Source organism: Enterobacter sp. UPMP2052, from assembly GCF_053709675.1.
Map to the genome: position 1 here is coordinate 162,006 of NZ_JBSKJR010000004.1, position 26,842 is coordinate 188,847.

At 56.0% G+C, this 26,842-nt stretch carries 28 protein-coding genes; 11 read left to right on the top strand and 17 right to left on the bottom strand.

The features are described from left to right. Positions 1-30 precede the first annotated feature (30 nt). Positions 31-468, top strand: coding sequence for a hypothetical protein (locus ACWKX3_RS14340; RefSeq protein WP_101736760.1), 438 nt, complete (start codon positions 31-33; stop codon positions 466-468). Here the strand turns inward: ACWKX3_RS14340 and ACWKX3_RS14345 are convergent. The 3 genes from ACWKX3_RS14345 to ACWKX3_RS14355 form a co-directional block, all read right to left on the bottom strand. After that, complete coding sequence (locus ACWKX3_RS14345; protein WP_400405735.1) at positions 453-1,454, bottom strand: GlxA family transcriptional regulator; 1,002 nt, start codon at positions 1,452-1,454, stop codon at positions 453-455. The genes ACWKX3_RS14340 and ACWKX3_RS14345 overlap by 16 nt on opposite strands. 130 nt (positions 1,455-1,584) lie before the next feature. After that, a complete protein-coding gene (locus ACWKX3_RS14350; protein ID WP_006177687.1) occupies positions 1,585-2,046 on the bottom strand; it encodes a hypothetical protein in 462 nt (153 codons plus the stop codon). Between the two features lie 19 nt (positions 2,047-2,065). Beyond that, positions 2,066-2,875: a winged helix-turn-helix domain-containing protein gene (locus ACWKX3_RS14355; protein WP_442779122.1), complete on the bottom strand. Its 810-nt coding sequence runs from the start codon at positions 2,873-2,875 to the stop codon at positions 2,066-2,068. Between the two features lie 845 nt (positions 2,876-3,720). On the opposite strand from ACWKX3_RS14355, the gene ACWKX3_RS14360 reads away from it, so the two are divergent. From ACWKX3_RS14360 to ACWKX3_RS14385, 6 genes are read left to right on the top strand one after another with little or no spacing between them, the layout of a single operon-like run. Further along, positions 3,721-4,323 carry a LuxR C-terminal-related transcriptional regulator gene (locus ACWKX3_RS14360; protein WP_042321315.1) on the top strand — a complete coding sequence of 201 codons (603 nt, stop codon included), beginning with the start codon at positions 3,721-3,723 and terminating at the stop codon, positions 4,321-4,323. A gap of 53 nt (positions 4,324-4,376) precedes the next feature. Then, positions 4,377-4,961 (top strand): fimbrial protein, encoded by a 585-nt coding sequence (locus ACWKX3_RS14365; RefSeq protein ID WP_058609944.1) that lies wholly within the window; start codon positions 4,377-4,379, stop codon positions 4,959-4,961. A 53-nt stretch (positions 4,962-5,014) separates the two neighbouring features. Beyond that, a complete protein-coding gene (locus ACWKX3_RS14370; protein ID WP_042321313.1) occupies positions 5,015-5,692 on the top strand; it encodes a fimbrial biogenesis chaperone in 678 nt (225 codons plus the stop codon). A gap of 24 nt (positions 5,693-5,716) precedes the next feature. Further along, positions 5,717-8,242 (top strand): fimbria/pilus outer membrane usher protein, encoded by a 2,526-nt coding sequence (locus ACWKX3_RS14375; protein ID WP_454541991.1) that lies wholly within the window; start codon positions 5,717-5,719, stop codon positions 8,240-8,242. After that, on the top strand, positions 8,233-8,751 hold the full coding sequence (locus ACWKX3_RS14380; protein ID WP_454541992.1) for a fimbrial protein: 519 nt from the start codon (positions 8,233-8,235) through the stop codon (positions 8,749-8,751). Before ACWKX3_RS14375 ends, ACWKX3_RS14380 begins: the two co-directional genes overlap by 10 nt. After that, positions 8,751-9,761: a fimbrial protein gene (locus ACWKX3_RS14385; RefSeq protein ID WP_454541993.1), complete on the top strand. Its 1,011-nt coding sequence runs from the start codon at positions 8,751-8,753 to the stop codon at positions 9,759-9,761. Before ACWKX3_RS14380 ends, ACWKX3_RS14385 begins: the two co-directional genes overlap by 1 nt. 3 nt (positions 9,762-9,764) lie before the next feature. On the opposite strand, the gene ACWKX3_RS14390 is transcribed toward ACWKX3_RS14385, so the two are convergent. Then, positions 9,765-10,289 carry a lipocalin family protein gene (locus ACWKX3_RS14390; RefSeq protein ID WP_404600507.1) on the bottom strand — a complete coding sequence of 175 codons (525 nt, stop codon included), beginning with the start codon at positions 10,287-10,289 and terminating at the stop codon, positions 9,765-9,767. 118 nt (positions 10,290-10,407) lie between these two features. On the opposite strand from ACWKX3_RS14390, the gene ACWKX3_RS14395 reads away from it, so the two are divergent. The 4 genes from ACWKX3_RS14395 (at position 10,408) to ACWKX3_RS14410 (ending at position 13,942) form a co-directional block, all read left to right on the top strand. Then, positions 10,408-11,133 carry a MerR family transcriptional regulator gene (locus ACWKX3_RS14395; RefSeq protein WP_006177676.1) on the top strand — a complete coding sequence of 242 codons (726 nt, stop codon included), beginning with the start codon at positions 10,408-10,410 and terminating at the stop codon, positions 11,131-11,133. Positions 11,134-11,234: 101 nt separating this feature from the next. After that, on the top strand, positions 11,235-11,645 hold the full coding sequence (uraH, locus tag ACWKX3_RS14400) for a hydroxyisourate hydrolase (protein WP_088208973.1): 411 nt from the start codon (positions 11,235-11,237) through the stop codon (positions 11,643-11,645). Positions 11,646-11,748: 103 nt separating this feature from the next. Beyond that, complete coding sequence (locus ACWKX3_RS14405; RefSeq protein WP_006177674.1) at positions 11,749-12,708, top strand: YbgA family protein; 960 nt, start codon at positions 11,749-11,751, stop codon at positions 12,706-12,708. Between the two features lie 145 nt (positions 12,709-12,853). After that, positions 12,854-13,942, top strand: coding sequence for an AAA family ATPase (locus tag ACWKX3_RS14410; protein ID WP_006177673.1), 1,089 nt, complete (start codon positions 12,854-12,856; stop codon positions 13,940-13,942). 4 nt (positions 13,943-13,946) lie between these two features. Here the strand turns inward: ACWKX3_RS14410 and ACWKX3_RS14415 are convergent, their stop codons facing one another. The 13 genes from ACWKX3_RS14415 to ACWKX3_RS14475 all read right to left on the bottom strand — a co-directional run bounded on the left by ACWKX3_RS14415 (position 13,947) and on the right by ACWKX3_RS14475 (position 26,836). After that, a complete protein-coding gene (locus ACWKX3_RS14415) occupies positions 13,947-14,900 on the bottom strand; it encodes a GlxA family transcriptional regulator (protein ID WP_404600506.1) in 954 nt (317 codons plus the stop codon). A 25-nt stretch (positions 14,901-14,925) separates the two neighbouring features. After that, positions 14,926-15,705 (bottom strand): MBL fold metallo-hydrolase, encoded by a 780-nt coding sequence (locus ACWKX3_RS14420; RefSeq protein ID WP_454541994.1) that lies wholly within the window; start codon positions 15,703-15,705, stop codon positions 14,926-14,928. Between the two features lie 139 nt (positions 15,706-15,844). Continuing rightward, entirely contained in the window at positions 15,845-16,117 is a 273-nt protein-coding gene (locus tag ACWKX3_RS14425; RefSeq protein ID WP_454541995.1) for a hypothetical protein, read from the bottom strand. Continuing rightward, positions 16,101-16,649 (bottom strand): DUF2778 domain-containing protein, encoded by a 549-nt coding sequence (locus ACWKX3_RS14430; protein WP_454541996.1) that lies wholly within the window; start codon positions 16,647-16,649, stop codon positions 16,101-16,103. The genes ACWKX3_RS14425 and ACWKX3_RS14430 overlap by 17 nt, the downstream gene beginning before the upstream one ends. After that, positions 16,649-17,140 (bottom strand): Hcp family type VI secretion system effector, encoded by a 492-nt coding sequence (locus tag ACWKX3_RS14435; protein WP_153689162.1) that lies wholly within the window; start codon positions 17,138-17,140, stop codon positions 16,649-16,651. The genes ACWKX3_RS14430 and ACWKX3_RS14435 overlap by 1 nt, the downstream gene beginning before the upstream one ends. Before the next feature lie 222 nt (positions 17,141-17,362). After that, positions 17,363-18,613 carry an HlyD family secretion protein gene (locus tag ACWKX3_RS14440; RefSeq protein WP_088208968.1) on the bottom strand — a complete coding sequence of 417 codons (1,251 nt, stop codon included), beginning with the start codon at positions 18,611-18,613 and terminating at the stop codon, positions 17,363-17,365. A 6-nt stretch (positions 18,614-18,619) separates the two neighbouring features. After that, a complete protein-coding gene (locus ACWKX3_RS14445; protein WP_006177669.1) occupies positions 18,620-19,369 on the bottom strand; it encodes a hypothetical protein in 750 nt (249 codons plus the stop codon). Then, complete coding sequence (locus tag ACWKX3_RS14450) at positions 19,366-21,462, bottom strand: peptidase domain-containing ABC transporter (RefSeq protein WP_454541997.1); 2,097 nt, start codon at positions 21,460-21,462, stop codon at positions 19,366-19,368. The genes ACWKX3_RS14445 and ACWKX3_RS14450 overlap by 4 nt, the downstream gene beginning before the upstream one ends. Positions 21,463-21,528: 66 nt before the next feature. Next, positions 21,529-21,714 carry a hypothetical protein gene (locus ACWKX3_RS14455; protein WP_152082750.1) on the bottom strand — a complete coding sequence of 62 codons (186 nt, stop codon included), beginning with the start codon at positions 21,712-21,714 and terminating at the stop codon, positions 21,529-21,531. A 23-nt stretch (positions 21,715-21,737) separates the two neighbouring features. Further along, positions 21,738-21,932, bottom strand: coding sequence for a hypothetical protein (locus tag ACWKX3_RS14460; RefSeq protein WP_454541998.1), 195 nt, complete (start codon positions 21,930-21,932; stop codon positions 21,738-21,740). Positions 21,933-22,005: 73 nt separating this feature from the next. Next, complete coding sequence (locus tag ACWKX3_RS14465) at positions 22,006-22,659, bottom strand: hypothetical protein (RefSeq protein WP_006177666.1); 654 nt, start codon at positions 22,657-22,659, stop codon at positions 22,006-22,008. Between the two features lie 6 nt (positions 22,660-22,665). Beyond that, positions 22,666-24,264 carry a receptor gene (locus ACWKX3_RS14470; protein ID WP_454541999.1) on the bottom strand — a complete coding sequence of 533 codons (1,599 nt, stop codon included), beginning with the start codon at positions 24,262-24,264 and terminating at the stop codon, positions 22,666-22,668. Continuing rightward, positions 24,242-26,836 carry a CS1-pili formation C-terminal domain-containing protein gene (locus tag ACWKX3_RS14475; RefSeq protein WP_220710848.1) on the bottom strand — a complete coding sequence of 865 codons (2,595 nt, stop codon included), beginning with the start codon at positions 26,834-26,836 and terminating at the stop codon, positions 24,242-24,244. Before ACWKX3_RS14475 ends, ACWKX3_RS14470 begins: the two co-directional genes overlap by 23 nt. Positions 26,837-26,842: the final 6 nt, after the last annotated feature.

Genomic DNA, 26,842 nt, shown 5'->3' on the forward strand with positions numbered 1-26,842 from the left:
TTGCTCGGTTAAGACACCGGAGCGATATCAATGAAAAAACTTACCCTGCTGCTGCTTCTCCCGCTTTTGCTGAGCGGCTGCGCCGCCATTGTCGGCGATAACGAAGAAACCGTGACCATCAACAGCCAGCCGACGAACGCGTTCTTTATCATCGCCGATCAACGCGGTGCGATAGTCAAAACCGGCACCACGCCGCAGACCGTCACCCTTACGAAGTCGGACGGCAGCTACTTTGGCAAACGCGAGTACACGCTCACGCTCAAACAGGACGGCTACTACTCGCTTATCGTGCCGCTGGATACCCGCCTGAGCCACTGGTACACCCTGGGGAACGTGATATTCCTGGGCGTGCCCGGCTGGCTGATTGTCGATCCGTTCTTCGGCGGGATGTACACCTTCAAAAACGACACCGTTGACGGCGTACTGCGTCCCTGCCCGCCAGGTCCTTTCAACTACATGTGCTCATAACCCTGCGACGTGCGCCAGACGCCCGGCGTGCAGCCATACTCCGTCTGAAAATGGCGGATAAAGTGCGCGCAGTCGCTAAAGCCCATCCGCAGGCCAATGTCCGTTACGCTCTGCTGCGAATTTTTTAGCAGCCAGCAGGCATAACGAAGACGGGCACTGCGGATGAACTCTCGAGTCGTTTTACCAAACTCGGCATGAAACAGGCGATTAAGCTGCCGCTCGCTAAGCGCCACCTCACTGGCAAGCCCCGCAGGGGTAAGGGGCCGGGTGAGGTACTGTTCAATGAGCAGCACCACGCGACGCAAACGCGAATCAGGAATGAGAGCAAGGCTGGCTGGTCGGGGAGTGACATTCTCAAGCGGGGCAAGGGAGAGCTGCTGAGCGGCGGTCTTCGCCGTGTCATTACCGGCATGAAGCCGAATCAGCTCAGTGGCCAGGGTAATGGTCGAAATACCGCCCGGGCAGGTCAGGACATCCCCTTCATTAATAAAATCATAACCCTGCTCCGCATAAACCTGCGGAAAAGCGTGCTGGAATATCTCAAGATGGAAAGGATGAATGGAGGCTCGCCGCTCGTTCAGTAGCCCTTCCTGCGCCAGCACAAAACTGCCGGTGCCGATGCCAATCAGCGGGACGTTCATGTGATGCGCATGCGCAAGATACTCTCTGTCTCCCGGGTATCCTTGCGCCAGATACTTCAGGCCCCCTCCAATCACCGCGACATAATTAAAGTTCTCAGGCGGGGCATGCGCTGCATCGGGCCTGATACTCACCCCCACATTGCTGCACAGCGGGATATCGGGGTGCTCGCTGATGAGCGTAATGTCAAAAGCACGTGTCTTCTCACACTTTGCCCCATTCCGCAGCGCCTCCATCAACCCGGATAACGCCAGCAGCGAAAACCGGGGCCACAGCAGCAACCCGATATGCAGCCGTGTAGTGGGCGCAGCGATACTGCCCCCGGACGGTTCAACTATCATTTTCATTAACTTGCCAAATTTAGAGTAATTACATTATTGCAACACAACGGTTGTTTTTATTTTTCTAAGGTAATTCTTAGATACTAAATAAAGCATAAATGAGAATAAAGGATTTTATCGCATAATCTTTTCAAAATTATTCATTTTTGGTACTTCGACATACATATGTCGGTAATGTTCCTAAGGTAAAAATATAGTTATCATTCTGTTGTTCATTAATGCGGATATAAATACTTTTCCCGGGATAAACAAAAAATTGCGGTTCGTATTTCTCCAGCAGGCGATCCGCGACGTTATCTCCCGGGAACGTCAAATTATTTTCAGACGTCAGTAACCAGACATTGTCTTTCCGCGCCACGCGGAAGGATATTTTCCGGTCGATAATCGAATCAGGTTTGCTCTGCAGTCTGCCGTTCATGCTGAGCGTGCCGCTTTTGCCGTCAAACCGGTAATTCAGCCAGAGCGACACCTTCTCGTCCTTATGGTGCTGCACCAGGTTAGCCTGACAGGAAAAGGGTTTTATGGCATATCGCTGCCACAAAAAATAGCCCAGCACCACGGCGGCGGCGATAAATAAGAGTGCCAGCAGGGAGAGCATTTGACGATGACGGGTCATGCTAGCGGTCCTCAATAAAATAATCAGAGATGCAGCGGTTAGGCTCTTTCATTGACTTGTCACAGCGAATAACGGAAGCGCGCGGTAACAATTCATACCAGCTGATATAGATCCACGGGTAGTCTGCACATTCCGCTTTAAACTGATCGACATAGGCCAGCGCTTTGGCACGTTCACTCTGCGTCTGGATGCCCTTTGCCAGCCACACGTGGCAGGCCCCTATGGTGGTGGCAAAACGATAATCCTCGATGAAGCGGTTTTCCCGCGCGTTGCTGTGGCCGATGATGCCCACACTCATCAGCAAAACCAGCAGGATCATTAACATCCCTGCCAGCCAGCGAGTACGAGCAAGACGGCTGTCCCGTTCGGGCAGTGCGTTCTCGCCAGGCTCCTCATTAAGGCGCAAGTCGGCGGTATCCTGCTGCACCGCCGTTTCCGGCACCGCCATTTCAGGCGCAGGCGTGGCCGGCTCTTTAATCACAATCTGCGTGTCGCTTGCCAGCGTTAAGCCGATGCGGGGGATGGTGACGATAGGATCGACGTCAAAACCAATTTTTTTCAGCCCTTTGCGCAGAATCGAGATATTTTGGTAATAGGTATTCGGCGAAACCAGCATACCGCGGCGTTGCCAGACAATATCGAGAAAATCCTGCTGGGTGACAATCGACCCCGCTCTTTCAATTAATAACAACAGACAACGGCCCGCAGGCGAATTCAGCACGACAACACGATCCGGATTGTTGATATCGCGAAGCGTGCTGGCTGCAGGATGAAACTCAACAATATTATTTATTATGTAATGCTTGTGCATAGTGTCAGCGACGGTCCTCCTGAAACACTCTCATGATGTTATCGTTTTCTTGTTTACATAAAGAAAAAAGGTCTCCCTTCACGTCCAAATCAATGTGACTGATAAAATTAACGCTGTATATCTTAGCAAGTAGCGAAAATTCTTAATTTCTTATTTTCTCTTTAACTTCACTGAAGCGAGAGAAGTTCGCCATTTGCGTTAAAGCGCCTGCTGACGGGCTTCCCGGGGCCTTTATGGATTCTCTCTCATTTTTTGTGAAGTGGCGTTAATGCCTCAGAAACTTCTCACAAACCGCCTTTCGCCGGGCGAGCACGGCCGCGTTGAAATAGCGTTAACACACTATCTTGACATTGACAAAAATAGACAAACAACCAAATTGTACGCAATGGACATGCGTGTCTGAATCATTCAAAAGAGACACGTCTGATATTTTGTGAACTAGACGCAATATCAATAAGTTATAAGTAGAAATATCGCACTCACCTTGCCAGAGCATTCGTCTACAACAGGATAAATTCCCGCCATTTGTTATTCATTGTCAGCACGTTGCCGCCTGCTCTTACATTAGCAGACAAAAGGCTTACAAAACATTTATCAAAGCGTAAGTAGCATGAAAAAGCGCAGGTATGATTAATTGAAACAACACGCAGCACAGAACCAGTAAGAGGAAAACGGCGTTACCATTATCAATCTTAAAGATTAATATAAATTTAGATTAATTCAGGTTACCTCTTTTTTGGCCGACTTATACTAGCCCTACACAGCACAACGTGATTGCTTCGAAAGTACAGGCCGATATCAACATACTGGTTCGCCTCATTACAATTATAAATCGAGGGAATAACATGGCGAATGAACCCTATATAAAAAGACCGATTCATATTGCGTTGATGGGTGGCGATCATTATGCACGCCAGGGCATTACCGCGTTATTAATGAAGGTTAACCCAAAGGTGCAGGTAAAAATATCGACGGAAGATTATCAGCAGCTGAATACGACGTTAGCCACAACCCGCATAGATATTCTCTTTATGTCCGGGGCTGATAAATACCATACGGGATACGATTACTTACGCTATTTGAAAAGAATTAAAGCCGAGCATCCGGAAACAGTGATTTGTCTTTATTCCGCCCCCGCGAACTCCATGCTGTGGGTCAGAGGAGATATAGACGCCTATATGTCGCTTCAGGATCCGCTTTATCACTGGCGAACTAATTTAATGCGGTTGGTCGATAACCGCTATCGGCCAAAACAGAGATCAACGGCGTTATCGCTGACGCCGGGTGAATGGAGGGTATTGAAGGAGCTGCGTAAGGGTCTGGATATGCGCTACATCGCCGAAATGGAGAAGCTTTCTTACCGTCGTGTCAGCGCGTTAAAAAGCTCAGCGATAAAAAAACTTGGGCTCAGGAACAAGACAGATTTGCTGGTCTTTTTAACCAGTTAGACCTGCCAACTTCAGAGCAAATCTCGTAATAACAACACAATGGAATCAAGACAATGAAAGCTCAATTCACAAAAAAAACAGTGCTGGCAATCGCTGCTATGGCCTTACTGCCCGCGGGCAATGCCCTGGCCGCTGGCACCAGCGGCGGTACGGTTAACTTTAACGGTAGCGTCGTGACCTCCGCCTGCGCCATCAGCGCGGGTAGCGCCAACATTGACGTCGACATGGGTGAAGTCCGTACCGCAACCCTGGCGGCGGCGGGCAGCGAGGCCAGCACGGCAAAAGCCTTCTCCATCACCCTGGAAGATTGCGAAATCGCGGATACCTCTGCTTCAACGGAGGCGAACCCGATTGCCGCAACCACCATCGCCGTGACCTTTACCGGCACGCCGGACAGCGCCGATGTCCACAGTCTGGCGGTCGGGTCAAACGGCAGCGCTAACTCGGCTCAGAACGTTGCGATCCGTCTGTATGACGAAAGGGGCAACATCGTGCGTCTGGGAGAGGCAGCCGCCGCGGTGCCCCTGCGTGCCGGCCCTAACGTCCTTAACTTCAGCGCGAAGTACATCTCCCCGGAAGGTCATGCCACCGCAGGCGATGCCAGCGCAACGGCAACCTACACCGTGACCTATTCGTAATCATCAGGCCCGGTCTGCGGGCCGGGCCTGACACCGTTTTAAGGAGAAATACTATGCGCGTATTACCATGGATTTGTCTGGCAGGTTCGTTATGTGCAACGGCCGCCTATGCAGGCGGCGTCGGGCTTGGCGCAACGCGAATGGTCTACTCCAGCTCCACCACACAGTCCATGCTGCAGGTGAGAAACACCCATCCCGATGCCACCTTCCTGATCCAGTCCTGGATAGAAAGTGAAAACGGCGAACGCAGCCATGACTTCGTCATTACGCCACCGCTGTACGTGTTAAAACCGGCCAGCGAGAGCGTGGTGAAAATCATGTTTAACGGCAAATCCCTGCCTCAGGATCGCGAAACGCTCTACTGGATAACGGTAAAAGCGATCCCGCAGCAGATGAAAAACAGCTCGGGCAACTCCCTGCAGTTTGCCTCGGCCAACCGCATCAAAATTTTCTACCGCCCGGACGGGCTTAGGGAAGGCGCGGGCGAAGCGTGGAAATCCCTCCGCGGCAGTTTCCGCGCGGGCCAGGTCACCCTGACGAACCCTACGCCGTACTACCTCACCACCATCAATGTGAAGGTCGACGGCAAGCCGGTTAAGCCGGTCATGCTGCCTCCGAAGGGGAGCGTGACGCTGGCGGAAAGCTTTAGCCATGCAAACAGCGTGAGCTACCAGACCATTAACGATTACGGAGCATGGACGCCCGTGACCCGCTCGTCGTTATCCCCTTAATCAGCATCCCGAGGGCGTGACCACGTGAAAATAAAAACCTTGTGCGCCATGGCGATGTCCCTGGTCATTCGGCAAGCCATGGCTGTCGAAAGTGAGCTGCAATTTAACCCCGCGTTTCTCAACGGCGAGAGCGCGAACAGCGCCGATCTCGCCTGGGTCAACGCCGGGAGCGCGCTGCCGCCGGGGGAGTACAACCTTAACGTCTACATCAATAATGCCTACGCCTTCACCGGCGACGTGGCCTTCCGTGCGGATGAACAAGGGGCCGGCGATGCGCAGCCCTGCGTCACGCCGCAGCAAATTGATGCCCTGGGTATCGATCCTCATCAGGCGAAGGGCGGCGCATTGCCGCTCGCCCAGCGCTGCATTGTTTTGCAGAGCGTTTTTCCGGGCAGCCACGTTGACTACGATCAGAAGACGCTGACCCTGAGCTTTACCGTACCGCAGAGCATGATGCGCAACCTGCCGCGCGGCTACGTCAGCCCGGAAAGCTGGGAGCCGGGGATCACTGCCGCATGGCTGAACTACGTGCTGAATGGCTCAAATAATGAGTATCAGGGCGAGACGCGCACACGCGACAGCCAGCTTTTCGTCAGCCTCAACAGCGGCGTCAACCTTGGCGCGTGGCGGCTGCGTGATTTCACCACCTGGACCAAAGACGCTAACGAGCTGACCCACGTACAAACCTGGCTGCAGCGGGATATTCCCGCCCTGCGCGCCCAGTTTTATGCGGGCGAAACCTATACGTCGGCGCAGGTGTTTGATTCCGTGGGCGTTCGCGGTATTGCCCTGAAAACCGACGACAATATGCTGCCCGCCAGCCTGAGCGGCTACGCGCCCGAAGTGCGCGGTATCGCCCGCAGCAACGCCACCGTCACGGTGCGCCAGAACGGCAACATCATTTATCAAACGTCCGTCACGCCGGGGGCGTTTGTGCTGAAAGACCTCTATCCCACCTCGTCGGGCGGCGATCTGGCGGTCACCGTTCAGGAGAGCGACGGCAGCATTACGCAGTACACCCTGCCCTTTGCCAGCGTGCCAAACCTGGTGCGCAACGGGCAGATGAAATATGCCTTCGGCGCGGGAAAATATCGCCCGACCGGCAATCAGGATGCGCCGACCTTTGCGCAGGGCGAGCTGTTCTACGGCTGGCAGTACGGGCTGACCTTCTACGGCGGCGCGCAGTTTTCCGATCGTTACACCGGACTGGCGCTCGGTGCCGGGCAGAACCTTGGCCGTTTTGGGGCCTGGTCCGCCGATATCACGCATGCCCGCAGCCAGCTGGCTGACAACAAAACCTACACCGGCGATTCGGTGCGCCTGCGCTACAGCAAGCTGCTGAATGAGATGGGCACGCGCATCAACTTCTTCTCGCTGCGCTACTCGACGCAAGGGTTCTATACCCTGAGCGATACCACCTACAAAGGTATGGCGGGCGGCACTGCCCGGCAGGTCGTGGAAGATGACGGCACCCTAACCACCCACTATGACACCGTCTACAACCTGCATATGTCACGCAAAGCGAAGAACCAGCTGCTGCTGTCGCAGCCGATGGGAGAGTACGGCGCGCTGTCGCTGTCGTGGGATCAGCAGACGTACTGGAACACGCCGAAAACAACGCAGAGCCTGCAGCTGGCGTGGAACGCCACGTTTCGCAACGTCTCGCTCGGCGTGAGCCTGCAGCGCAGCACCAGCCTGTATGACAATCAAAAAGACACGCTGATGGCGGTGTCCCTGTCCCTGCCGTTTGGTAATCCGACGCTGGCGACCCGCGCCCGCGTCACCACCACGCAGGCGGGGTCTGGCGGCACCACCACCAGCCCGGGCGTCAGCGGTTATATGCCGGGTCAGGAAAACCTGTTTTACAGCGTGAACCAGCGCTACGGCACGCAGCAGAAATACGGCGGCGATGCGGCGCTCCAGTACGAAGGCCAGCGGGGGGATTACCACCTCGGCTACGCCTACGCGAAAAATTCGCGCAACCTCAGCTACGGCATGAGCGGTGGCGCAGTGTTGCATGAAGATGGTCTGACGCTAAGCCAGCCGCTGGGCAACACCAACATTCTGGTGAAAGCGCCGGGTGCCAGCGATGTCGCCGTGCTTAACCACAAAGGCATCAAAACCGACAGCCGGGGCTACGCGGTGATCCCCTACGCCACACCGTATCGGGTGAATCAGGTGGCGCTGGACGTCACCACCGTGGGCAATGACGTGGAGCTGGAAAACGCCATCGTCAATAAAACCCCCACCGACGGCGCGCTGGTGCGCGCAACCCTCACCACCCGCCGGGGGGCAAAAGCGATGCTCATCGTGCGCCACCGCAATGACGTGCTGCCTTTCGGCACGCTGGTATCGCTGGACGATGAAAACGTCAGCGGCATCGTCGGGGATGGCGGCAGCCTTTATCTCTCCGGGCTGACGCCAGAGGGTACCTTACGGGCGGAATGGGGGCGCGGCAGCGGCCAGCGTTGCACCATCCATTACCGGTTAGACGCGCAGAATTACAACGCGCGCACCGGCCTTTATTCACAGGAGGTGGTATGCCAGTAGCCTTTCGTCTTGCCAGCATCGCCCTGCTGATGGCGTTTACGGTTCCCGTTCGCGGTTACGACGTGCTGGTTTCCGTCACCGGGAATTTGATCGGCAACACCTGCGTTGTCGCGGCGGATTCACTCGAGAAAAACGTGCCGCTGGGCACCATTGGCATCAAGCAGTTCAGTAAAGCGGGCGCAGTCAGCAATATCAAAGCACCCTTCACGCTGACGCTTGAAGAGTGCGGCCCTACCTTTGCGGGGGTGAAAATTCGCTTTAGCGGAACGCCGGACGATGACGACCCGCAGCTCATCAAAATTGCGCAGGGCGGTGCTACCGGCGTGGCGGTACAAATTCTCGATAACGAGAGCGCCCTGATCCCGCTGAACACTCAAACAACCGCCTACGGCGCGGCGGGTGATGACAGCGTCAACATGACCTTTTATGCGCGGCTGGTGGCCACCGGCGCGCCCGTCAGTGCCGGCGAGGTGTCGGCAGTGGCGACCTGGACGACGGAGTATCAATAATGCGTATTTTTGTGCTGATCGGCTGGTTACTGACCTGCACCCCTGTTCTCGCGATGGAATGGAAATCGGATATCACGCTCTCTCCCCAGCCGATGACCTACAGCGGCCCCGCAGATTCGGTGGTACCGGGGAATATTATCGGCTCAACCTGGAGCGCGACCGCAGACGTTCAGCAGGTTTTCTGGTGCGGGTGGGTATTTACCTGTTCGAAAGGCACCCTGGAGCCAAGCAGCAGCGCCATCTCAAGCGGCATGACGGTCAACGTCGATGGGGTGAACTACACCATATTCGAAACCGGCGTGCCCGGCATAGGCTATATCATCGGGCTGAAAGATTTTAACGGCTCCAGTTACGTCCCGCTGCAAACCGGGATCACCCAAAGCTATCCTGCAGATGGCACCAACGGCTACGCCGCTGATTTAGGCTGGTCGGCAAAGGTCACCTTTATCAAAACCGGCACGGCGCTGAAATCCGGCGTTTATCAAATCCCGACCATCAACGCCGCGGTCCTGACCGCCTACAACAACGAAACCAAAACCGCGCAGGTGATTATCAGCCCCACCACCATCACAGTTACTGCCAGCGGCTGCACGGTAGAAACCAAAAGCGCGAACGTCAATCTGGGGACGATTGATATCCGCACGCTGCCCACCGTAGGCAGCACGTCGCCATCAGGCACCTTTAACATTGGCCTGACCTGTGATGCAAACGTGGCGGTTCACGCGGTGATGACCGATCAGACCACGCCCTCAAACACCTCGTCCGTTGTCACCTTAACCGGTGACTCCACGGCCTCAGGCGTGGGCGTGCAATTCTTCTACAACGGAACCGGGCCGCTGATGATGGGGCCGGACAGCTCCGGCGCGGGCACCACTAACCAGTTCGCTGTCCAGACGCTCACCTCGGCACAAACGCTGTCGCTGCCGTTTCAGGCGCACTACATCCGCACGGGCGAACTGGTGCCCGGCACCGCAAATGCGCTGGCGAGCATCACGTTTTCATACCAGTAACGGTTAGTGCTTCACCCAGACCAGCCGGTCGACGTTAAAGCCCAGACCACGTGCGGTGTTCAGGTAATCTTGTTTCACCGTATCCGGAATGGTTGGCGTGCGGGACAGGAGCCACAGGTAGTCGCGGTTCGGGCCGCTGACCAGCGCGTACTGGTACTTGTCGTCCAGCTTGATGACGTTATACCCGCCGTAGAACGGGCCGAAGAACGAGACCTTGAGCGCGGCCGTGGTTGGCTCGCCGGTAAAGTAGGCTTTACCTTCGCTCTCATTCCATTTTTTCTTCATCGGATCGTAGCCGCGGTTTAGCACGCTAATGCCGCCGTCGCTGCGTTCGCCGTACGTAGCAGTTACCTGCTCCAGCCCGCGCTCAAAGCGGTTTTCCAGGCGGGCCACTTCGTACCACTTGCCCAGATAACGGCTGGCATCAAAGCCGGAAATTGGCTGCACGCCTTTCGGCGGCGTTGGGGATTTACAGGCAACCAGAGTCAGGGCAATGGCGACACCGGTTACAACAGGCCATAGCTTCATGAGAATTCCTTTCATTTGCGCGGTTGGAAGTTAAAGTGTAGTGCACCGCTCGGGCGCTTCATCCCATCGGGAAGAATTCGTAGTATATTGGGAATATTCTTTCTCTGCGGGCACGGACATGGCTTACTCCATCGGCGAATTCGCCAGACTCAGCGGGATCACCGCCACTACGCTTCGCGCGTGGCAGCGCCGCTATGGTTTACTCAAGCCGCAGCGCACCGAGGGCGGGCATCGCCTGTACAGCGAAGACGATGTCCGGCAGGCGTTAATCATCCTCGACTGGGTCAAAAAAGGCGTCCCTATCGGCCAAGTGAAATCCCTGCTGGAGCGCCCCGCCCCGCGTCGTACCAACAACTGGCAAACGCTGCAGCAAACCCTGCTGGAGCGCCTGAAAGCGGGAAAAATCGAATCCCTGCGCCAGGCGATTTACGACGCCGGTCGGGAATATCCCCGGCCCGACCTGGTTGCCAACGTTTTACGCCCGCTGCGCAGCCAGATGTCGGCCAACGTGCCTGCGGCCATGACCCTGCGAGAAATCCTCGACGGTATTATCATCGCCTACACCTCGTTTTGCCTGGAGGGCGATAAAAAAGCGCCCGGCGATAATTTCCTGCTCAGCGGCTGGCACCTCAACGATCCGTGCGAAGTCTGGCTCGAAGCCTTAGCCCGCACCGGGCAGGGTCACCGCATCGACGTCCTGCCCTTTCCACCTGCTGCGCTGGCGCCGGAGATTTTCCCGGACCGCAAATGGCTTCTGGTCACCAGCGGAAAGCTCAACGCTGCCCGCAAAAAGCAGCTTGAGCAGTGGCAGCAGCAGGTTTCCCTTGAGGTGATTATCCTCTAAACATTTTCTGCGGTGGGAATTGTCACGAAAAGTTGAATATTTTCCCGCCTCTGGAGTGCTAACGTTTTCCTGTGACCTAACCACAACAACAGGAAAACGTGATGAAAAAAACAACCCCGCTGCTGATCCTCGCCTCGCTGGCCTTTGCGCCCGTTGCCTTTAGCGCCCCGATGGGCACCCTGAGCGTGCACGTGCTCGACCAGCAAACCGGCACCCCACCGCCGGGTGTCACCGTCACGCTCGAAAAACAGCAGCAGGATAAATGGACCCCGCTTGCCAGCGGTAAAACCGACCAGGATGGCCGCATCAAATCACTCTATCCGCAGGATCAGGACATGCAGCCTGGCGTTTACAAAGTGACGTTTAAAACCGCGGACTATTTCCAGGGCAAAAAGCTGGACACCTTCTTCCCGGAAATTCCGGTGCTGTTTACCGTGACCCGCACGAACGAAAAGCTGCACATCCCGCTGTTGCTTAGCCAGTACGGTTACTCCACTTACAAGGGCAGCTAAACCGCGTTGATTTACAACGATTAGTAAAAATAATCGTGCCAATACTTGGACAAATCAGTCATGTTGTGTAAGTTTTAAAGAAGAGATTCTGGAGGCTTACACCATGACGACAAAACCTGTACTGGGAATTAGCGGATGCTTGACCGGTTCCGCCGTGCGTTTCGACGGCGGGCATAAGCGTATGGGCTTTGTCATGGATGAGCTGGCCCAGTGGGTGAATTTCAGGCCGGTATGTCCTGAAATGGGCATCGGCCTGCCGACGCCTCGCCCGGCCTTGCGCCTGACGATAACCCCCGCAGGCGAGACGCAAATGCGTTTCAGCAAAGCACCGCATGAAGACGTTACGCAGAAAATGGCCGACTTTACGGCACAATATCTGCCAAAAATCGGCGATCTCGCCGGGTTTATCGTCTGCGCCAAATCGCCAAGCTGCGGTATGGAGCGCGTGCGCCTGTATGATGAAAACGGCAATCGGGGCCGCAAGGAGGGCGTCGGGCTGTTCACCGCCGCCCTCCTTGAAACCTACCCGTGGCTGCCGGTCGAAGAAGATGGCCGCCTGCACGATCCCGTTCTGCGGGAAAACTTTGTCGAGCGCCTGTTTGCCCTTCACGAACTGAACACCCTGCGGGCCAACGGCCTGACGCGCCGGGCGCTGCTTGATTTTCACAGCCGCTATAAGCTCCAGCTGCTGGCGCACCATCAGGCAGGCTATCGCGAGATCGGGCCGTTCGTGGCGTCGCTGCACCAGTGGGACGATCTTGAGGCGTTCTTCGTCGAATACCGCAGCAAGCTGATGGCCATTCTGAAGAAGCCGGCCTCGCGTAAAAACCATACCAACGTGCTGATGCATATTCAGGGCTATTTCCGCAATCAGCTTAACAGCCGCCAGCGCGGGGAGTTACGCGACGTGATCCTCCACTACCGCGACGGGCTGTTGCCTATCCTCGCCCCGCTTACGCTGCTGAAGCACTATATGGCGGAATACCCGGACCGCTATCTGCAAACGCAAAACTATTTTGACCCCTATCCGGACGATCTGGGTCTCCGTCTCGCCGTGACCTAAGGCAGTATGCAAGGGCCCAAATTGACCCATAGAGGCCCAAAGCAGTACCCCGTTTAGACGACACCTCACTGTCGTCTTTTTTTGCATTTCACATAAAAATACTGGCATTATATACAGGTCTTTATCCGCAAATCGGGACTGCCAGATGATCAAAACGCTGCATATCGAAAACTATCGCTCCATTCGCCGGATGTCGCTGGAGCTTGAACAGCTCAACATCGTTTTCGGACCGAACGGCACCGGCAAGTCAAACATCTATAAGGCGATCCACCTGATGCACAGCGCGGCGCAAGGGCAGTTCTCGCAGGCGCTGGCGAACGAAGGGGGCATTCTGAAGGTGTTCTGGGCGGGCAAAACCCGCACCGACCAGCTGCGGCGGATGAACCTGGCGGTAGAAACCGAAACCTATGAGTATGAACTTCAGGTCGGTTTTGTTGAGCGGCTGCCTTACCCCTCGCAGTTCCAGCTCGATCCGGTTATCAAAGAAGAGACAATCTGGCTGAGCGATCAGCATCGCCGCCCATCGGCGCGGCTGATGCAGCGCAAAAACCAGACGGTGTTTCTGAACAACGTGCACCACGAGAAAGTGACCCACAGCGGTACGCTGTACGAGAACGAATCGGTCTTCGGCCAGCTCGGTGAGCCGCACCTGTACCCGGAAGTGTCACAGATGCGTGAATCCCTGCGCAACTGGCGCTTTTACCATGAATTTTCGGTCTCGTCCGGCTCGGCCATCCGCGCCCCGCAGGTCGGTTTCCGCTCGCCGGTGCTGGCCAGCGACGGGGCAAACCTGGCCGCCGCGTTCCAGACCATCGTGGAGATTGGCGATGAACTGCTCCTGATGCGTATCCTCGACCAGGCCTTCCCCGGCTGCGTGTTTTACAGCGATAACACGGATGGCCGTTTCCGCATGATGATGCAGCGTGAGGGCTTAAGCAGGCCGCTGGAGCCGACCGAGTTCTCCGACGGCACGCTGCGTTTTCTCTGTCTGGCCGTGGCGCTGTTAAGCCCGCGCCCGCCCGCATTTATCGTTCTCAACGAACCGGAAAACAGCCTGCATCCGCAGATGCTGCCCGCGCTGGCGAGCCTGATTGCCGAGGCCAGCCGCTACTCGCAGATCTGGCTGACCAGCCACTCGCCGGAGCTGGCGAACCTGATTGAAAAACAGCGCTCGTTTTCGCTGTATCAGCTGTCAATGGCGGACGGTGAAACGAGGATGGAGCGGCTGGGATAGCGCGTTACGCACGCGTGCGGAACGTTTTGCGCCACTCCATGGGGCTGACGCCAAAGCGCGCCTTAAACTGCTGGCGATAGGTGACCGCCGACGCAAACCCAACCTCCGCAGCCACGCTCTCAATCGGCAGATTGCCCGATTCCAGTAAAATCTGGCTGCGCCGCAGGCGCTCGGCGCTGAGCCAGTCGGCGACGCTCATGCCCGTTGCGTGGGTGAAATGGCGGGTCAGGGTGCGACGGCTCATAGAGACGATCGCCGCCAGAGAATCGAGATTATGCGGTTGCGCGATGTGCTGCTGTAGATAGTCGATCAGGCAGTTAATCCGCGCGTCGCGGGTATCTTTGGGCACAGGCTGGGCAATAAATTGTGCCTGCCCGCCTTCGCGGTGCGGTGGCACAATCATCCGTCGCGCAATCTGGTTAGCGACCACGCTGCCAAAGCGCTGGCGGATAATATACAGGCAGCAGTCCAGCGCCGCGGCGGTACCCGCCGAGGTAATGATGTGGTCGTCATCAACATAAAGCGCGTTGATATCCAGCTGCACCTTCGGGAATAACGACTGGAACTGACGTTCAAATTCCCAGTGCGTGGCGGCGCGTTTGCCGTCGAGGATCCCCGCATAGCCCAGCACAAATGCCCCCAGACACAGGCCGACAATCGCCGCGCCCCTCTTTTTTGCCTGCACCAGGCTATCGAGCAAGGCCTGAGGCGGGCGCTCCAGGACATGCTGCCAGTAGGGCACGACGACGATATCGGCTTTCCCAATGGCTGAAAAATCCTGCGTCGCATTCAGCGCGAAACCGTCCTTCGAGGTCAATAAGCCCGGCTTTTCGGCACATATCGTGACCTTAAACCGCGTTTCACCCGACACCGTATCGCCAAACAGAATGCAGGGAACGGCGTAGTGGAACGGGCTAAACCCGTCCACCGCAACAATCGCGACGTGTGTAAGCGGCATCTGTCTCTCCTACCCTCAGTGAGGCTCAGAATATAACGGTTTCGCCGTCCTGTGGAATGCTCAGCGCATCGCTAAACTGGTTGGCTTCGGCATATTCCCGCAGCGCGCGGCGGGTCAGCAGGCAGTGATTAACCGCTTCCATGTGGACTGCCATAAGCTTCGCCTGCGGGAGCAGGAAATGCACGTTCAGCACATCCTGCTCGCCCATAATAATCGGTCCAAAACCAATAACGTGCGCATACCCGGCGTTAAGTATCACCACATCCGGCTGATGGTGCAGCAGATCCGCCGCCACGTCTTCACGCCATATCGTATCCCCGGCGAGATAAAGCGTTTTTTCATCAGCATGGCGGAACACCACGCCACAGGCTTCTCCCAGCCGCTCAGCCAGCTCGGGCACGGCGTAAGCGCGATCGGTACCGTGCTGGCCGCCGTGGGTTTTGGCGATGCGGATATCACCAAAAGCCGTCTCATCGGTCATCACCGTCAGGTGGGTGAATCCCTGCGAGCGCAACAGCGCGGCGTCGTGCTCGTTCTGAACAAAGATGGGTTTATCTTTGGGGATCAGCGCAATAGCCTCGCGATCCCAGTGATCGTCATGCGTATGGGTCACGATCACCGCGTCGGCCTCCAGCAGCGTCTTCACGTCCACGGGAAGTTCTACCATCGGGTTGCGCAGTTCCGCGCGGGCGGTCCCCAGAAAGCCCGGGTAAGCGCCTTTAGGTGCCAGCATCGGATCGATTAAAAAGCGTTTCCCGGCGTAGGTAATCATCTGGGTGGCATTGCGAATGTGGGTAATGTTCATGGGCTATCCTCCGGTGTGTGTGATAAGGAGGATAGCCAGATGCCGCGCGTAACGATGTGGGTTATCGGGCAATGATCGATGAAATCGGGTCAATCTGTCTGAGACCATTGCGGCTCGTTCAACACCGGAAATCAGTGGGTTAACTGCTGCGAGCCAACCCAATTAATTTCTCACAGACAAAAACAGCAACCGAGGCTGCGAGCATATTTAACGCTACGTACACCGTAAAATAGTTGTTCTCTACGCGGTCGGGGTAAGGTTCTGGTTTATCCGTCGGAAGGGCGTTCAACGCGTTAGTGAGGGTATATTTCAGGCTTTCAGCCAGCGGATCAAATACGCCTGATAGCATCAGCACAAATGCGATAGCTAAAAACGCCACGACGCGAGAAGTCCATTTAATCGGGCGTGACACGGCAATCCTCCCGCGTATGACCAATCACCGTAATCTCACCGTAAGCCCAGAGCTGGTCACCCTGTAAAATACGATGGCGGTGTGCTTTTAACAGCGCAGCACGCACCCTGTAGAAATCCTGAGACAGGAAAAAAGTGATGCATCCCTCACTGATGCCTGAACCGTCGGGCCGGGGAGGATGTAAACGGAAATGGCCGCGCTGGTAGTGATGGCGACGATCAACGTCAAATGTCATATAGTCATCCACTACACCATCTTTGCGAAAGAGTGCAAACCAGTCGTAGTAATTATTCCCGGTATAGGCGTGCTTAAACCACGTCTCACTTCGTGAACGAAGCCCTCCAGTCGGACGATCAACAATCCAGTAGCTGCCCGGTGGTACCGTGGCGTTCTCCAGGAATGAACACTCACTCCTGTTTACGAGATTGCCCAGGCCACTGAAAACAGGGAACGAACCTACGCCTCCGACATCCAGACGAGCCACGCGACCTTCGTCATAAAGATGATTGAAATCCACACGGCACGTTAACATTAAGCCATCACCCGCTGATTCCATGCATCCGTATAGGCGATATTACCGTCAAGATAGCGCCAGGTAATAGTCTCATAAGCCAGTGAAACGGATTCGGCAGGATTATTGATTTGGCCTCCGGTATTTTTAAAATTATGCATTACCGGCGTAACGGCCACCACCTTGACGTTTTCCAGAATAATGTGCATAAATTCTTCTTCCAGGCCTGCATCATTAATCCGATACCATTTAATAATAGCTTGCTTCAGCGTTTCACCCTGGCAAACCGCCCGGTTTAAATACGGCGTAGCTTTATCTAACTCTTTTGTAAAACTGAGCTGATCGTGTACGCGTGTCCCGGTGAGTTTGCCAAACGTGTGGTCGTAGGGAATGTGCACGCCGTGGTGAAAACTCTGCATTTCTATCGCGCCCTCGCGTAGCGTAACGCGGCTACTTCCTTGAATAAGCGATCCTGTAGCATTATAAATCCAGATATAAGCGGGAACAGCCATTTGCCTTTCCTTTCAACAGGTTGATTATGGCCCTTTCATACACTCCTTTATCTGGATCACGTAAGCGTTAAATGCTTTCCGTTAATCTTTAAATGAAAATATCTATCGCAATCACTTTTTAGCACAGAGTTAGCAAATTTATTTTTGTTTTTTACGCTTACGTTTAATTCACATGGCTTATTTATTAAGGCGTATAACACAACGCTATACGCCATTCACACGTCAATCAATAAACCGCTTCCTCACCCTTTCAAGCGGAGCGATAAGTAAATTAATAAGCGGCTTGCGGTCGATAACGATATCCGCGTTCACGGTCATTCCGCCCATCAGTAGCCGTTTTTTCTTGTCCGGGTCGCTAAACCACGAAGGAACGCGCACCTTCGCGAGATAGTAGTTCTGCCCTTCCTGGAGCGGGATCAGCGCCGAATGGGCGTCGATATTGACCTCATAGAAATCGGACAGCGTGGCGTCAACCGAGCCATATTTATCCACTGGCCAGGAGTCGAAGCGCAGTTTGACCTTGTCCCCTTTCGCCACCCGGCCAACGCCCGTCGCCGGGACGTAGAGATACCCCTCCATCGTCGCGGTGGTGTTTTTGCGGATCACCACCACCACCTCGCTGTTTTGCGTAATAGCGCGTCCGGGCGGGAAATTGATGGCCACAACGTACCCCTCGGCGGGAGCCAGCATCGACATGGTCGAACTGCCCCGGCTGGAGAGATTGCGGTCAATTTCACTGATGCGGTTTTTCACGTACAGCTGCTCTTCGCTCAGGGAGTCGATTTGCGACTGCGTGCTGTCCGACAGGCTGGTTTTCCGCGCCTCCAGATCGAGAATGGTGCTCTCCTCCAGCGTCAGGTTCAGCTGGGCGTTGAGCACATCGTTATGGCTTTTATCGAGGTCAACCTTCGACACATACCCCTTCCCGGAGATGGCTTTCCACGCGTTGTAGGTATCCGTGCTGTTTTTCAGCAGCGCGCGCAGCTTCTTGACCTTGTCCCGCGACACGGCGATCTGCCGGTCGGTGATATTCAGCTGCTGCGCCAGATTCTTACGGTATGAGGCGATAGAGTCATCAATGGCCTGAATACGCTGTTCACTGCGCTTTTTCTCGGCCTCCATCTGCTGGCGGTCGAACTGCACCACCGACCCCTGCTTGCCGCCATAGTCCTGCGATACCGTAAACAGCGGGTCGTTTTCCTTCACGTAATCGCCCGGACGCACCGCGAAATCGACGATGGTGCCGGACTCTCTGGCCCGCACTTCAACATCGCCCTGCGCGGGGATCAGCACCCCGCGCGCCAGCGTGGTTTCGGAAAAATTAAACACCACGGAAAAAATCAGCAAGCAGAGAAAAAAGGAGATAAACAGCGCCAGCACGGCCTTTAACCGGGGAGCGTTAATCTGGTAACTCTTTGAAAAGTGGTTCGGGATCAGCGCCCGACGCTGTCGGCTACGGTTTTTTAATTTCACAACATGTCATCCATGATAAATCACTGAAAGATCGTCCCACGCACTCCAGAGCGTGGGGGTGCTGTGCAGCGCATTCAGCGTGGCGGTCGCGGCCTGGCGGTAATCCGCTGGCGCATAGCGCTGGCTCTCCAGTCCAAACGCCGGGGAATGGAGCGACCCCGTGGGCAGCAAGGTACGAATGCTGTAGCCGTATCGCGTCAGAAACCGCGTTGAGACATCCGTAAGCCACGCCGCCTGATCGCCCGCCCGGGCCATAAACAGCGGCGCGCCCGGTAGGCGCTCGTCCATCATCAGCACCGTTACCAGACGCTGGCGGGCAAAGAAGGACCCTGCGCGACGCGCCTCATGCGCGGCCATCAGCTTGTGCAGCGCGGGATAGTGGCTGATGCACTGAAAGCGCACATCGTCCGGCGCGGTGGATAACAGCGCGTCCATCACCAGCCCAAACCCCGCCCAGCGCATCCCCAGCAGCAGCGTGCGTTGTGAGGCGTAGAAGTCCTGCTCACGGGTAAACGCCGCCACGCGCGGATGCAGATCGAAGCGCACGTTACGCCGCCAGAGCGCGGGCGGGAAAACCTGCTCCACGAAGCCGAATCCGCTCAGCTCGCGGGCGTTCTCGCGCAGAAATTCGGCCGGGACATCGCTCTCTGCGCAGCGCATAAACTGGCTGTAGTTTTGCGTAATCCGGCTTCCCAGCGGCGTGCGCCCAACCTGACGGGCACAAAGATGAGCGTAGATCCGCGGAAGCAACATCATGGCTCACTCTCCCGCAGGGTGCCGTTTTCCATGGTATAGCACCGCCCCTCGCAGCCGACCACGTCAGGCGAGTGGGTGACAAACACCAGCCCGATCCCCAGGCCTCGCAGGTTTGCCAGCACCTTCTGCGCGGTGGTTTTATCGAGGTTGGCGGTCACTTCATCGCACAGCAGCAGCTTCGGCTGGCTGTACAGCGCGCGCGCCAGTACCAGACGCTGCATCTCTCCCGCGGAGAAAAAGGTATTCCCCGGCAGCAGCTGCGTTTCATAGCCGTGCGGCAGACGTGCCACCACGCTATCGACTTCCGCCAGCCGACAGGCCTCGATAACCCGCTCTTTATCCGGGGCGCTGTCGAAGCAGGCAATGTTGTCCAGAATCGATCCGGTAAAGAGAATATCGTCCGCATGGACGATGCGGATCTGCTGGCGCAGCGAGGAGAGATCGCACTCGTGAATGGGGATCGCATTGATCCGCAACGAACCCGACGTCGCCAGCAGCATGCCGGAGATCAGCCGCAGCAGCGTGGTTTTGCCGGAACCGCTCTGACCGACAATCACCGCCTCTTCGCCCTGCTTCAGGGTCATGTTGATGTGTTTAAGCGTGGCCTCGCGTCCTGGATAAGCAAACGAAACGTCCTCAAACGCCAGGCTCACCGGCGAGGTGACGATGCGTTTGCCGAACTGGCTGGCTTCCGAGGGGGCAAACAGCAGGTCGCCTACGCGATCCAGCGGCCCCTTAAGGGCGTTTTTGTCCAGCAGCTTTTGCGCCACCTGCACCATTGCGTCGGAAAAATAGCGTTTATAGCTGATGTAGGCGTACAGCATCCCGATGCTCATCTGCCCTTCCAGAATCAGCCACGCGCCAAAGCAGACCACCAGCAGCTGTTCGGCATTGATCACCAGCAGCGAGGCCACGTCAAAGCGGGCCAGCAGCCGTTCTTTGCGCATCAGGCCGGCGATATGCTCGCGCTGGGATTTATCCATCACCGCATCCCGCGCCTGCTCCATATTGTTTGCTTTAAGCGTAATGATGCCTTTCTGGGTCTCCACCAGCAGGGATTCATACTGCGCGGTGCGTTCAATGGAATCATCCACGGCGCGCTGATACGGACCAATCAGTGAAAAGCGGATCAGGAAGAAGACGCCCATCAGCAGCAGGGTCAGCACCGCAATCTTCACGTTATACAGCAGCATAAACAGCAGGCTGGTGAAGGCGATCAGGCAGGAAAAAAGGATTTGTACATAGCCATTGCTGATGAACTCCGCGCAGGCGTGGAGCGATTTCTCAATCGCCAGCACGATGCCCGGCGGACGCGAGCGGAACCAGCTGGTTTGGGTGCGCAGCATGTAGTGGCGCACGGACTGGCTCAGGTCGTCATAGGCGATGTTACGCATCAGGATCTCAAGCAGCTGCTTGAGGAATTTGCCTATCACTTCAAAAATAAAGACGATCGCAAAGATGGCGGTGAGCAGGATCACCAGGTCACTGTCGCTGCGGGCAATCGCCTCATCCATAATCAGCTGCACGTAGGTGGGGCTGGCCAGCATGGTGATAAGGGTAAAAATAGAGAGCACGAACAGCAGCAGCTGGCGCTGGAACAGACTCGGGGATTTATTGGCCAGCCGCCCGAGGGTCAGCGTGTCGTCCGGCGTTTTCTTTTCAAAACGCGGGGTGGGTTTTAGCTCCAGCACATAGCCGGAGAAGAGTTTTTCCGCTTCCTTAAGGCGATAACGACGAACGCCGCTCGCAGGGTCGTGGACGGTAACGCTGCGGCTGTCGACCTTCACGATGACCACAAAATGGTTCCCGCGCCAGAAGGCGATAAGCGGCAGCTCCGAGGTTTCTATTTCAGTGATTTCGCCTTTTAACACCCGGCCCGTCATATTTTTATCGCTGGCAAGGGTCATCAATTCCGCCATTGAGGTGCCCGCGTCGGCAGACACCGAGATCTCCCGGCGTAGCTGGCTTACAGAGACATGGTGCTCGTAATGCCCCATCACCATCGCCAGGCAGGCCAGACCACATTCGGTAAATTCATGCTGACGAATAACAGGGGTTTTACCCTGCTTCTTATACTGAAAAAGCGAAAACATAATGATCCGTGGCTGAAATAAAAAAATGGCCCGGCAAGGCGGGCCATAGGAGCATAGGTCGAAAACTTATGCGCTGAAGAAGCCGCCGATGAAGCCGCCCACCAGACCGAACACGCCGCCGATGGTGCCGCCCAGCGCGCCTAACATCTGGCTGCCTGCGTTATAGCCCGCGCTTGCGCCCTGCATTGCAGCGGCAAACGGATCCCAACCACCGATGATGGCCTGTGCTTTCTTAAAATCGATAACTTGCATGTTTCTGTTCCTCTAATCGTGAATTAGTTGTAGCTGCCAACCAGCGAGCCAAGGAAGCCCATTGCGCCACCCAGGATCCCGCCAACAACGCCGCCCACCATACCCATGATGCCTGCGCCAGTGTCGTAACCCAGCTGTGCACCTTTAACCAGACCCGCGAACGGGTTCAGCGCGCCACCGATAATGTCTTTCGCTTCTGTGAATGAAATCGCTTTCATTTTATTCTCCTGTTGATTGAGATCTTTGGCTTTAGGCCAAAGGGTAATTTCCTTTTATGAAGGAAAGCGGTTGCTACGGGCAGGTAGAAAGCGGAATAATTTTATTTCCATAAATAATCATCCGCCTTGCTGGCTGCCCGGCATTATCTATTTCCAGCCGTTGTCCCGGTGGAAGATATTTTGAGTTGTTATATTGCGTGCTGCACCCGACCGAGGAAACATATTTAAAATAGGTATTCCCCGTATTGCTTACCACCCCGTTGCTAAACGCATAATCAAAATGTCTTGTCCACGGACGGACAATCAAAATCGCCTCAAGCGAAACCACCACATCCGACTGAATGCGTTGGCCTTTACTCATTACAACCCGCGCCTGTAGCGGCGTCTCGGTGAATTTTACGCGATAATAACGCTCTTTATCGTCGTGCGGGCCGGTATAGTAAAACTTAAACCCGGCGCGCTCGCCGCTCCCCAGCGTCAATTGTTTTGGCGAGAACATCAGCTCGCCATCTTTTATTTCAGTCTCTTTCCCTTTTTGTTTAGGGACGTCTACCTGGATAAGTGAGACAGTATAATTCTGCCTTTCACTGGTATCGTTTTTTATAGGCTGAAAAACAACTTCCTTTTCTGGCAAAAAATCAATATTCAGACTTTCGATAATTAAAGCATTTGCCCCGAAAGAAATGAAGCAATTTATTGCGAAAATAGCCAGGATTTTTGCAGTCATATTCGTTTAATTCCAGGATGCACTGACGTCTATTTTCCCTTGCGCGGTTACTTCGCCAAACCAGTCATTCCCGTCATAGGTTGTTTTCGATACCGGGTTATCCATCACAAACTGCAGTACCAGCGGCGTTTTCCACAGCCACAGGTCCGTGACCCCGGAGCTCATTTTGTCCCACTCGGACGCGTGGGTGGCAGGTGCTGGTACCTGGAGGACCTCGCCTTTGCAGTTATGCGCCAGCAGCGTCTGGCTTTTGCCCACCAGCACGTTGCCCGGGATCGGGACGGTAAAACCGTTGCCGCTGAAGGCGCAGTAATCCACTCCGTTCAGGCTCCGCGTTGGCCCGGTCACTTTGACCGTTACCGCCACGGCGGCATCGCTTTGTGCGCCGCTGTAGGTAATGGTGTAGGGGATCTCAATGGGCGTTTCGCCAATGATCCCCGTGCCGGACCCGCCCAGGCCGTTCGGGTCGAGCGTATAGTCAGGGTTATCCGGCACAATCTCCAGCCCCGGCTCGATCGGGTTGATCACCACGCCGCCCCCCGGCTGGAAGCAGAAGTCCGCCGCCAGCGAGCTGTTGCCCGGCGTCAGGCACAGGCTAACGATATTGCCAATGCCGGTGCCGTCACCCGCCTGCGCCACGCTCAAAATCAGCGCCTTTGGCAAAAAGATTTTGAGGTAGGCTTTGCCGCCGTTTTTTTGCGGTGCTGCGAGGAAGGTTTGTGCCAGCACGCGGGTATCGCTCTGGATACCGCCGGAGATGCTGTACCAGTTGCTCTCATCAAACGTCAGCTCGGCGGCCAGGCCAGTGCCGCCGCTCATGTGCGACTGCAGCACGCTGTTCACGCGTGATGAGGTGAGCGCCAGTCCAGGGCTGTAGCCGGTAACATCCTCGCCGATAAAGGTGTATTCCATCAGGTCGCACAGCACCCCCGATATCGTATTTCGGGTGTATTTGGTGCAGGCGGCCTCCGTCGACCCGTCAACAATCGTGACCTCGCCGCTGATCGGGTCAATTCCCAGGTCCAACTCCCGGGAGTTGGTCATCGTCATCGTCCCCACCTTGTGCAGCGTGTTGGTGGTCGTCACTTTGTTGATGGACGACGTTTGCGGCGTGGAGGTAATGGTCACCTCGTCACCCGGCGCGGCGTTGAGCAGCGCGTTAAAGAACGGATCGCCCAACACCCAGCGGCCATAGGAGGTCCCCGGCTCCATCACCGGCGGCTTCACCACCATCGACGTGTCGCTGTAGCTGGTGGTCGGCGTGTAGCCGGCGGTACCGCAGCTCGATGAGCACGACGTCCCTTTAAAAAACGGCGAGGCGCTGGAGCCGGTGACGGAAAAGTTAATCGTCAACGCACTGCCCGCAGGCCCGCTATAGCTGTTATCCGGGATGTAGGTGGCGACCCCGTTGTTGGCCTTTGCGCTCAGCGTCGGCCACTCGCGCGAACCGTGTAAAAAGGCAGTCGAGGTGCTGTTCAGGCTAAACAGCCCTGCGGTATTCCCCGTCCCGTTGTTGTCGGGATTATTAATGGCGAAATAGGGCAACTGCTGCGCCTGAGCCGCCGCGCTCATCAGGAGCAAATTAAGAGCGAATATCTTTTTCATCGTCACGTTCCCGTGTTCCTTTTGCTTCCTGCCAGACGTAATTGCCCTTATCGCAGGAGATGTCCCCCAGCCACAGCGCGCCGCGGTTGGACTCGATGTCCAGGCGCACCTCACAGACGCTGTCGTCCGGCGTGGCAATGCTCAGAATCGGATTGTTTTTATCCACATCAATCACAAAGCGTCCGTCGTTTTCCGTGCGGGTCAGGCCGACGTGGTTTTTGATTTGCGTCTCACCAATCGGGGAGCCGTTGGCGTCCACCAGCCGGCCAAACAGCGTGACGATTTTCTTCACCTGCGGCTTCATCACCACTGTGTTACCCGGGTAAACCGTGATGTGGCGACGCGCGTTCGCGCCAATCTCATAGCTTTCGGTGCCGGTTTCACTGTTCATCACTTCGAGGTCGTAAGCCTGATAGGCAGGCAGCGACAGCCAGGTTTTATCCCCTTTTATCCGCTCCGCCCGGCCATTGAGCTTCAGGGTGAGCGCTTCGTCGGATTTAAGACCGGTGCTGACGATCACCCCCGCGCTGTCGGTCCCTTTCCCGGCGGCGATGGCCTCTTTCGACCAGCCTACGCTACCGTCGCTGGTCAGGGTGGAGTTCCAGCCTTTGCTCATGCCGCTCTGCACGCTGAGGATGTTGCTGTTCCACGGCGTATCAAAGTTCACGCTGCCGCCGCCGCTCACGCTGCGATCGTAGGTGCTGTTAAACGCCTTCGAAACGTTGGCGGTGGCCGATTTCAGGTAATCGCCGTCGAACTGGCGGCTGGCGCTTACGTTGAGCGCCGTGCCAGTGTCGCGGTTATGGGAAACGCCCACCGACACGCTATTTCCGAGAGGAATAGAGAAGTCGAGCATCACGTAGCGATCTTTCTCTTCGTAATACCCTTCGTATTTGTTGCGCGACAATCCGACGCGCAGGCGCGCGGTACCGTATCGCCCGGCATACAGCCCCTGGGAATAATCCAGCTGATCGCGTTTATAGCGATACATTTTGTCTTCCTGGCGCATCACGCTCAGGTTGCCCGCAGAAGGTAATCCGAAGGAGGGCAAGCTCAACGACGCCCCCCAGGTGTTGCCCTTGCTTTCATAGATATCGAGGAACTTGCCGCTGGAGAGCTGCTCGTGGGAGTACCAGACCGAACCAATCTGCCACGGCAGGCTGAGGTTCACGCCATAGTTCGCACGGTAGGTGCCATCGGTGGCCGCCATCGTCTGGGTATTGACCGAGAGCATGTTCGTCAGGTTAAGCGAGGCCCACAGTTCGCTGACCGCGTGCTCGCGCATCATGTACGCCGAGGCATTCCAGTCGACCATCCCGCTGCGCTTGCTGAACGACGCCCCGACCAGCGACATGGTGTCTTTATGTTTGGTGTTGTAATCGTAGTACCAGGTATTGTCCTGCTCGTTTTTGCGCTTAGCGTATTTTTTATAGTTAACGACGGATTTATCGCGGCTGTAGAGGCCGCCCCACATCTGCCAGCGCAGCGTTTCCGACACGTTGCTGGAGAAGGGTTTATTGATGGAGTACATGCTGCGCGACACGGTGCGGCTGCCGCTAACCACTTCCACCTCAACGTTGTAGATCCCGTAAGGCAGGCTGCTGGTGTCAATCTCATGGTTGCCGACGTCAAAGCGCTGAATGCCGATCAGCTGGCCGTCGCGGCGAATGCGCGCCTCACCCGCCGTGGGGAAGTACACCACCACCGGCGTCAGGGAGAGCGTATTGTCACGCTTGCGCGAGTTGGCCTGGTTGCCCACCGACACGCCGTACACTTCCCCCCCGGCGATGCCGCTCACGCTGGCGAGAGACTGCATCGCCCAGCCGTTGAGCATCCCTGCGGCGTAGCGCATGCCCTGGTAGTCGCGCTCCCACATGGCCGCATTCATCTGGGTATCGCTGCTGTTCTCGTTCACATAGCCTGAGCCGTCGATGAGCAGGTGATCAACCCCCATCGAGATCCAGCTTTTCGCATTCAGATACCCGGAGGACCAGCCGTCGCCGTAACCGCTCTCGGTGTGGTAAGCCCCGAGGTTATAAGAGAAGGTGCCGCTCAGGTCGTCCGACTCGGGGGCGTCAATATCCACTTCGCGTGGACGAATATTCACCCCATAGTCGTTCTTCGACAGGTTCAGCAGCAGGCGCATCTTCTTTTGATCGAGCGTAAACGACGATCCCGCGCTGACGGGGATCCGCATCTGGTCGTCAAACTGCTTGTTATTGATGCTTTTCAGTAGCTTGCGCATCTCTTTCGAGAGGCGAATGCCGTTATCAGACTCCTGGACCTGCACGTCACGCAGCCCGAGCTTGAGATCTTTCGCGAAAAGGGTCACATCACCGATACGCACGTATTCATGCGTATTGCTGCCGTCGCTTCCCTGCGTTGCTGTCTCTGATCGCGTATTGACTAAATAGACGGGGATTTTGATCCCCTGCTCCAGTAATCCATAAAGCGCGTCGGGAAAACGGTAATTAGCGATAACCACGGAGCCTGGAGCGGCAGACGCGAGCGCGGGCAGCGTGCCGGATGCGCAAGCCATCAGCACCGGCAACACTAATTTATTTTTCACCATGCATCC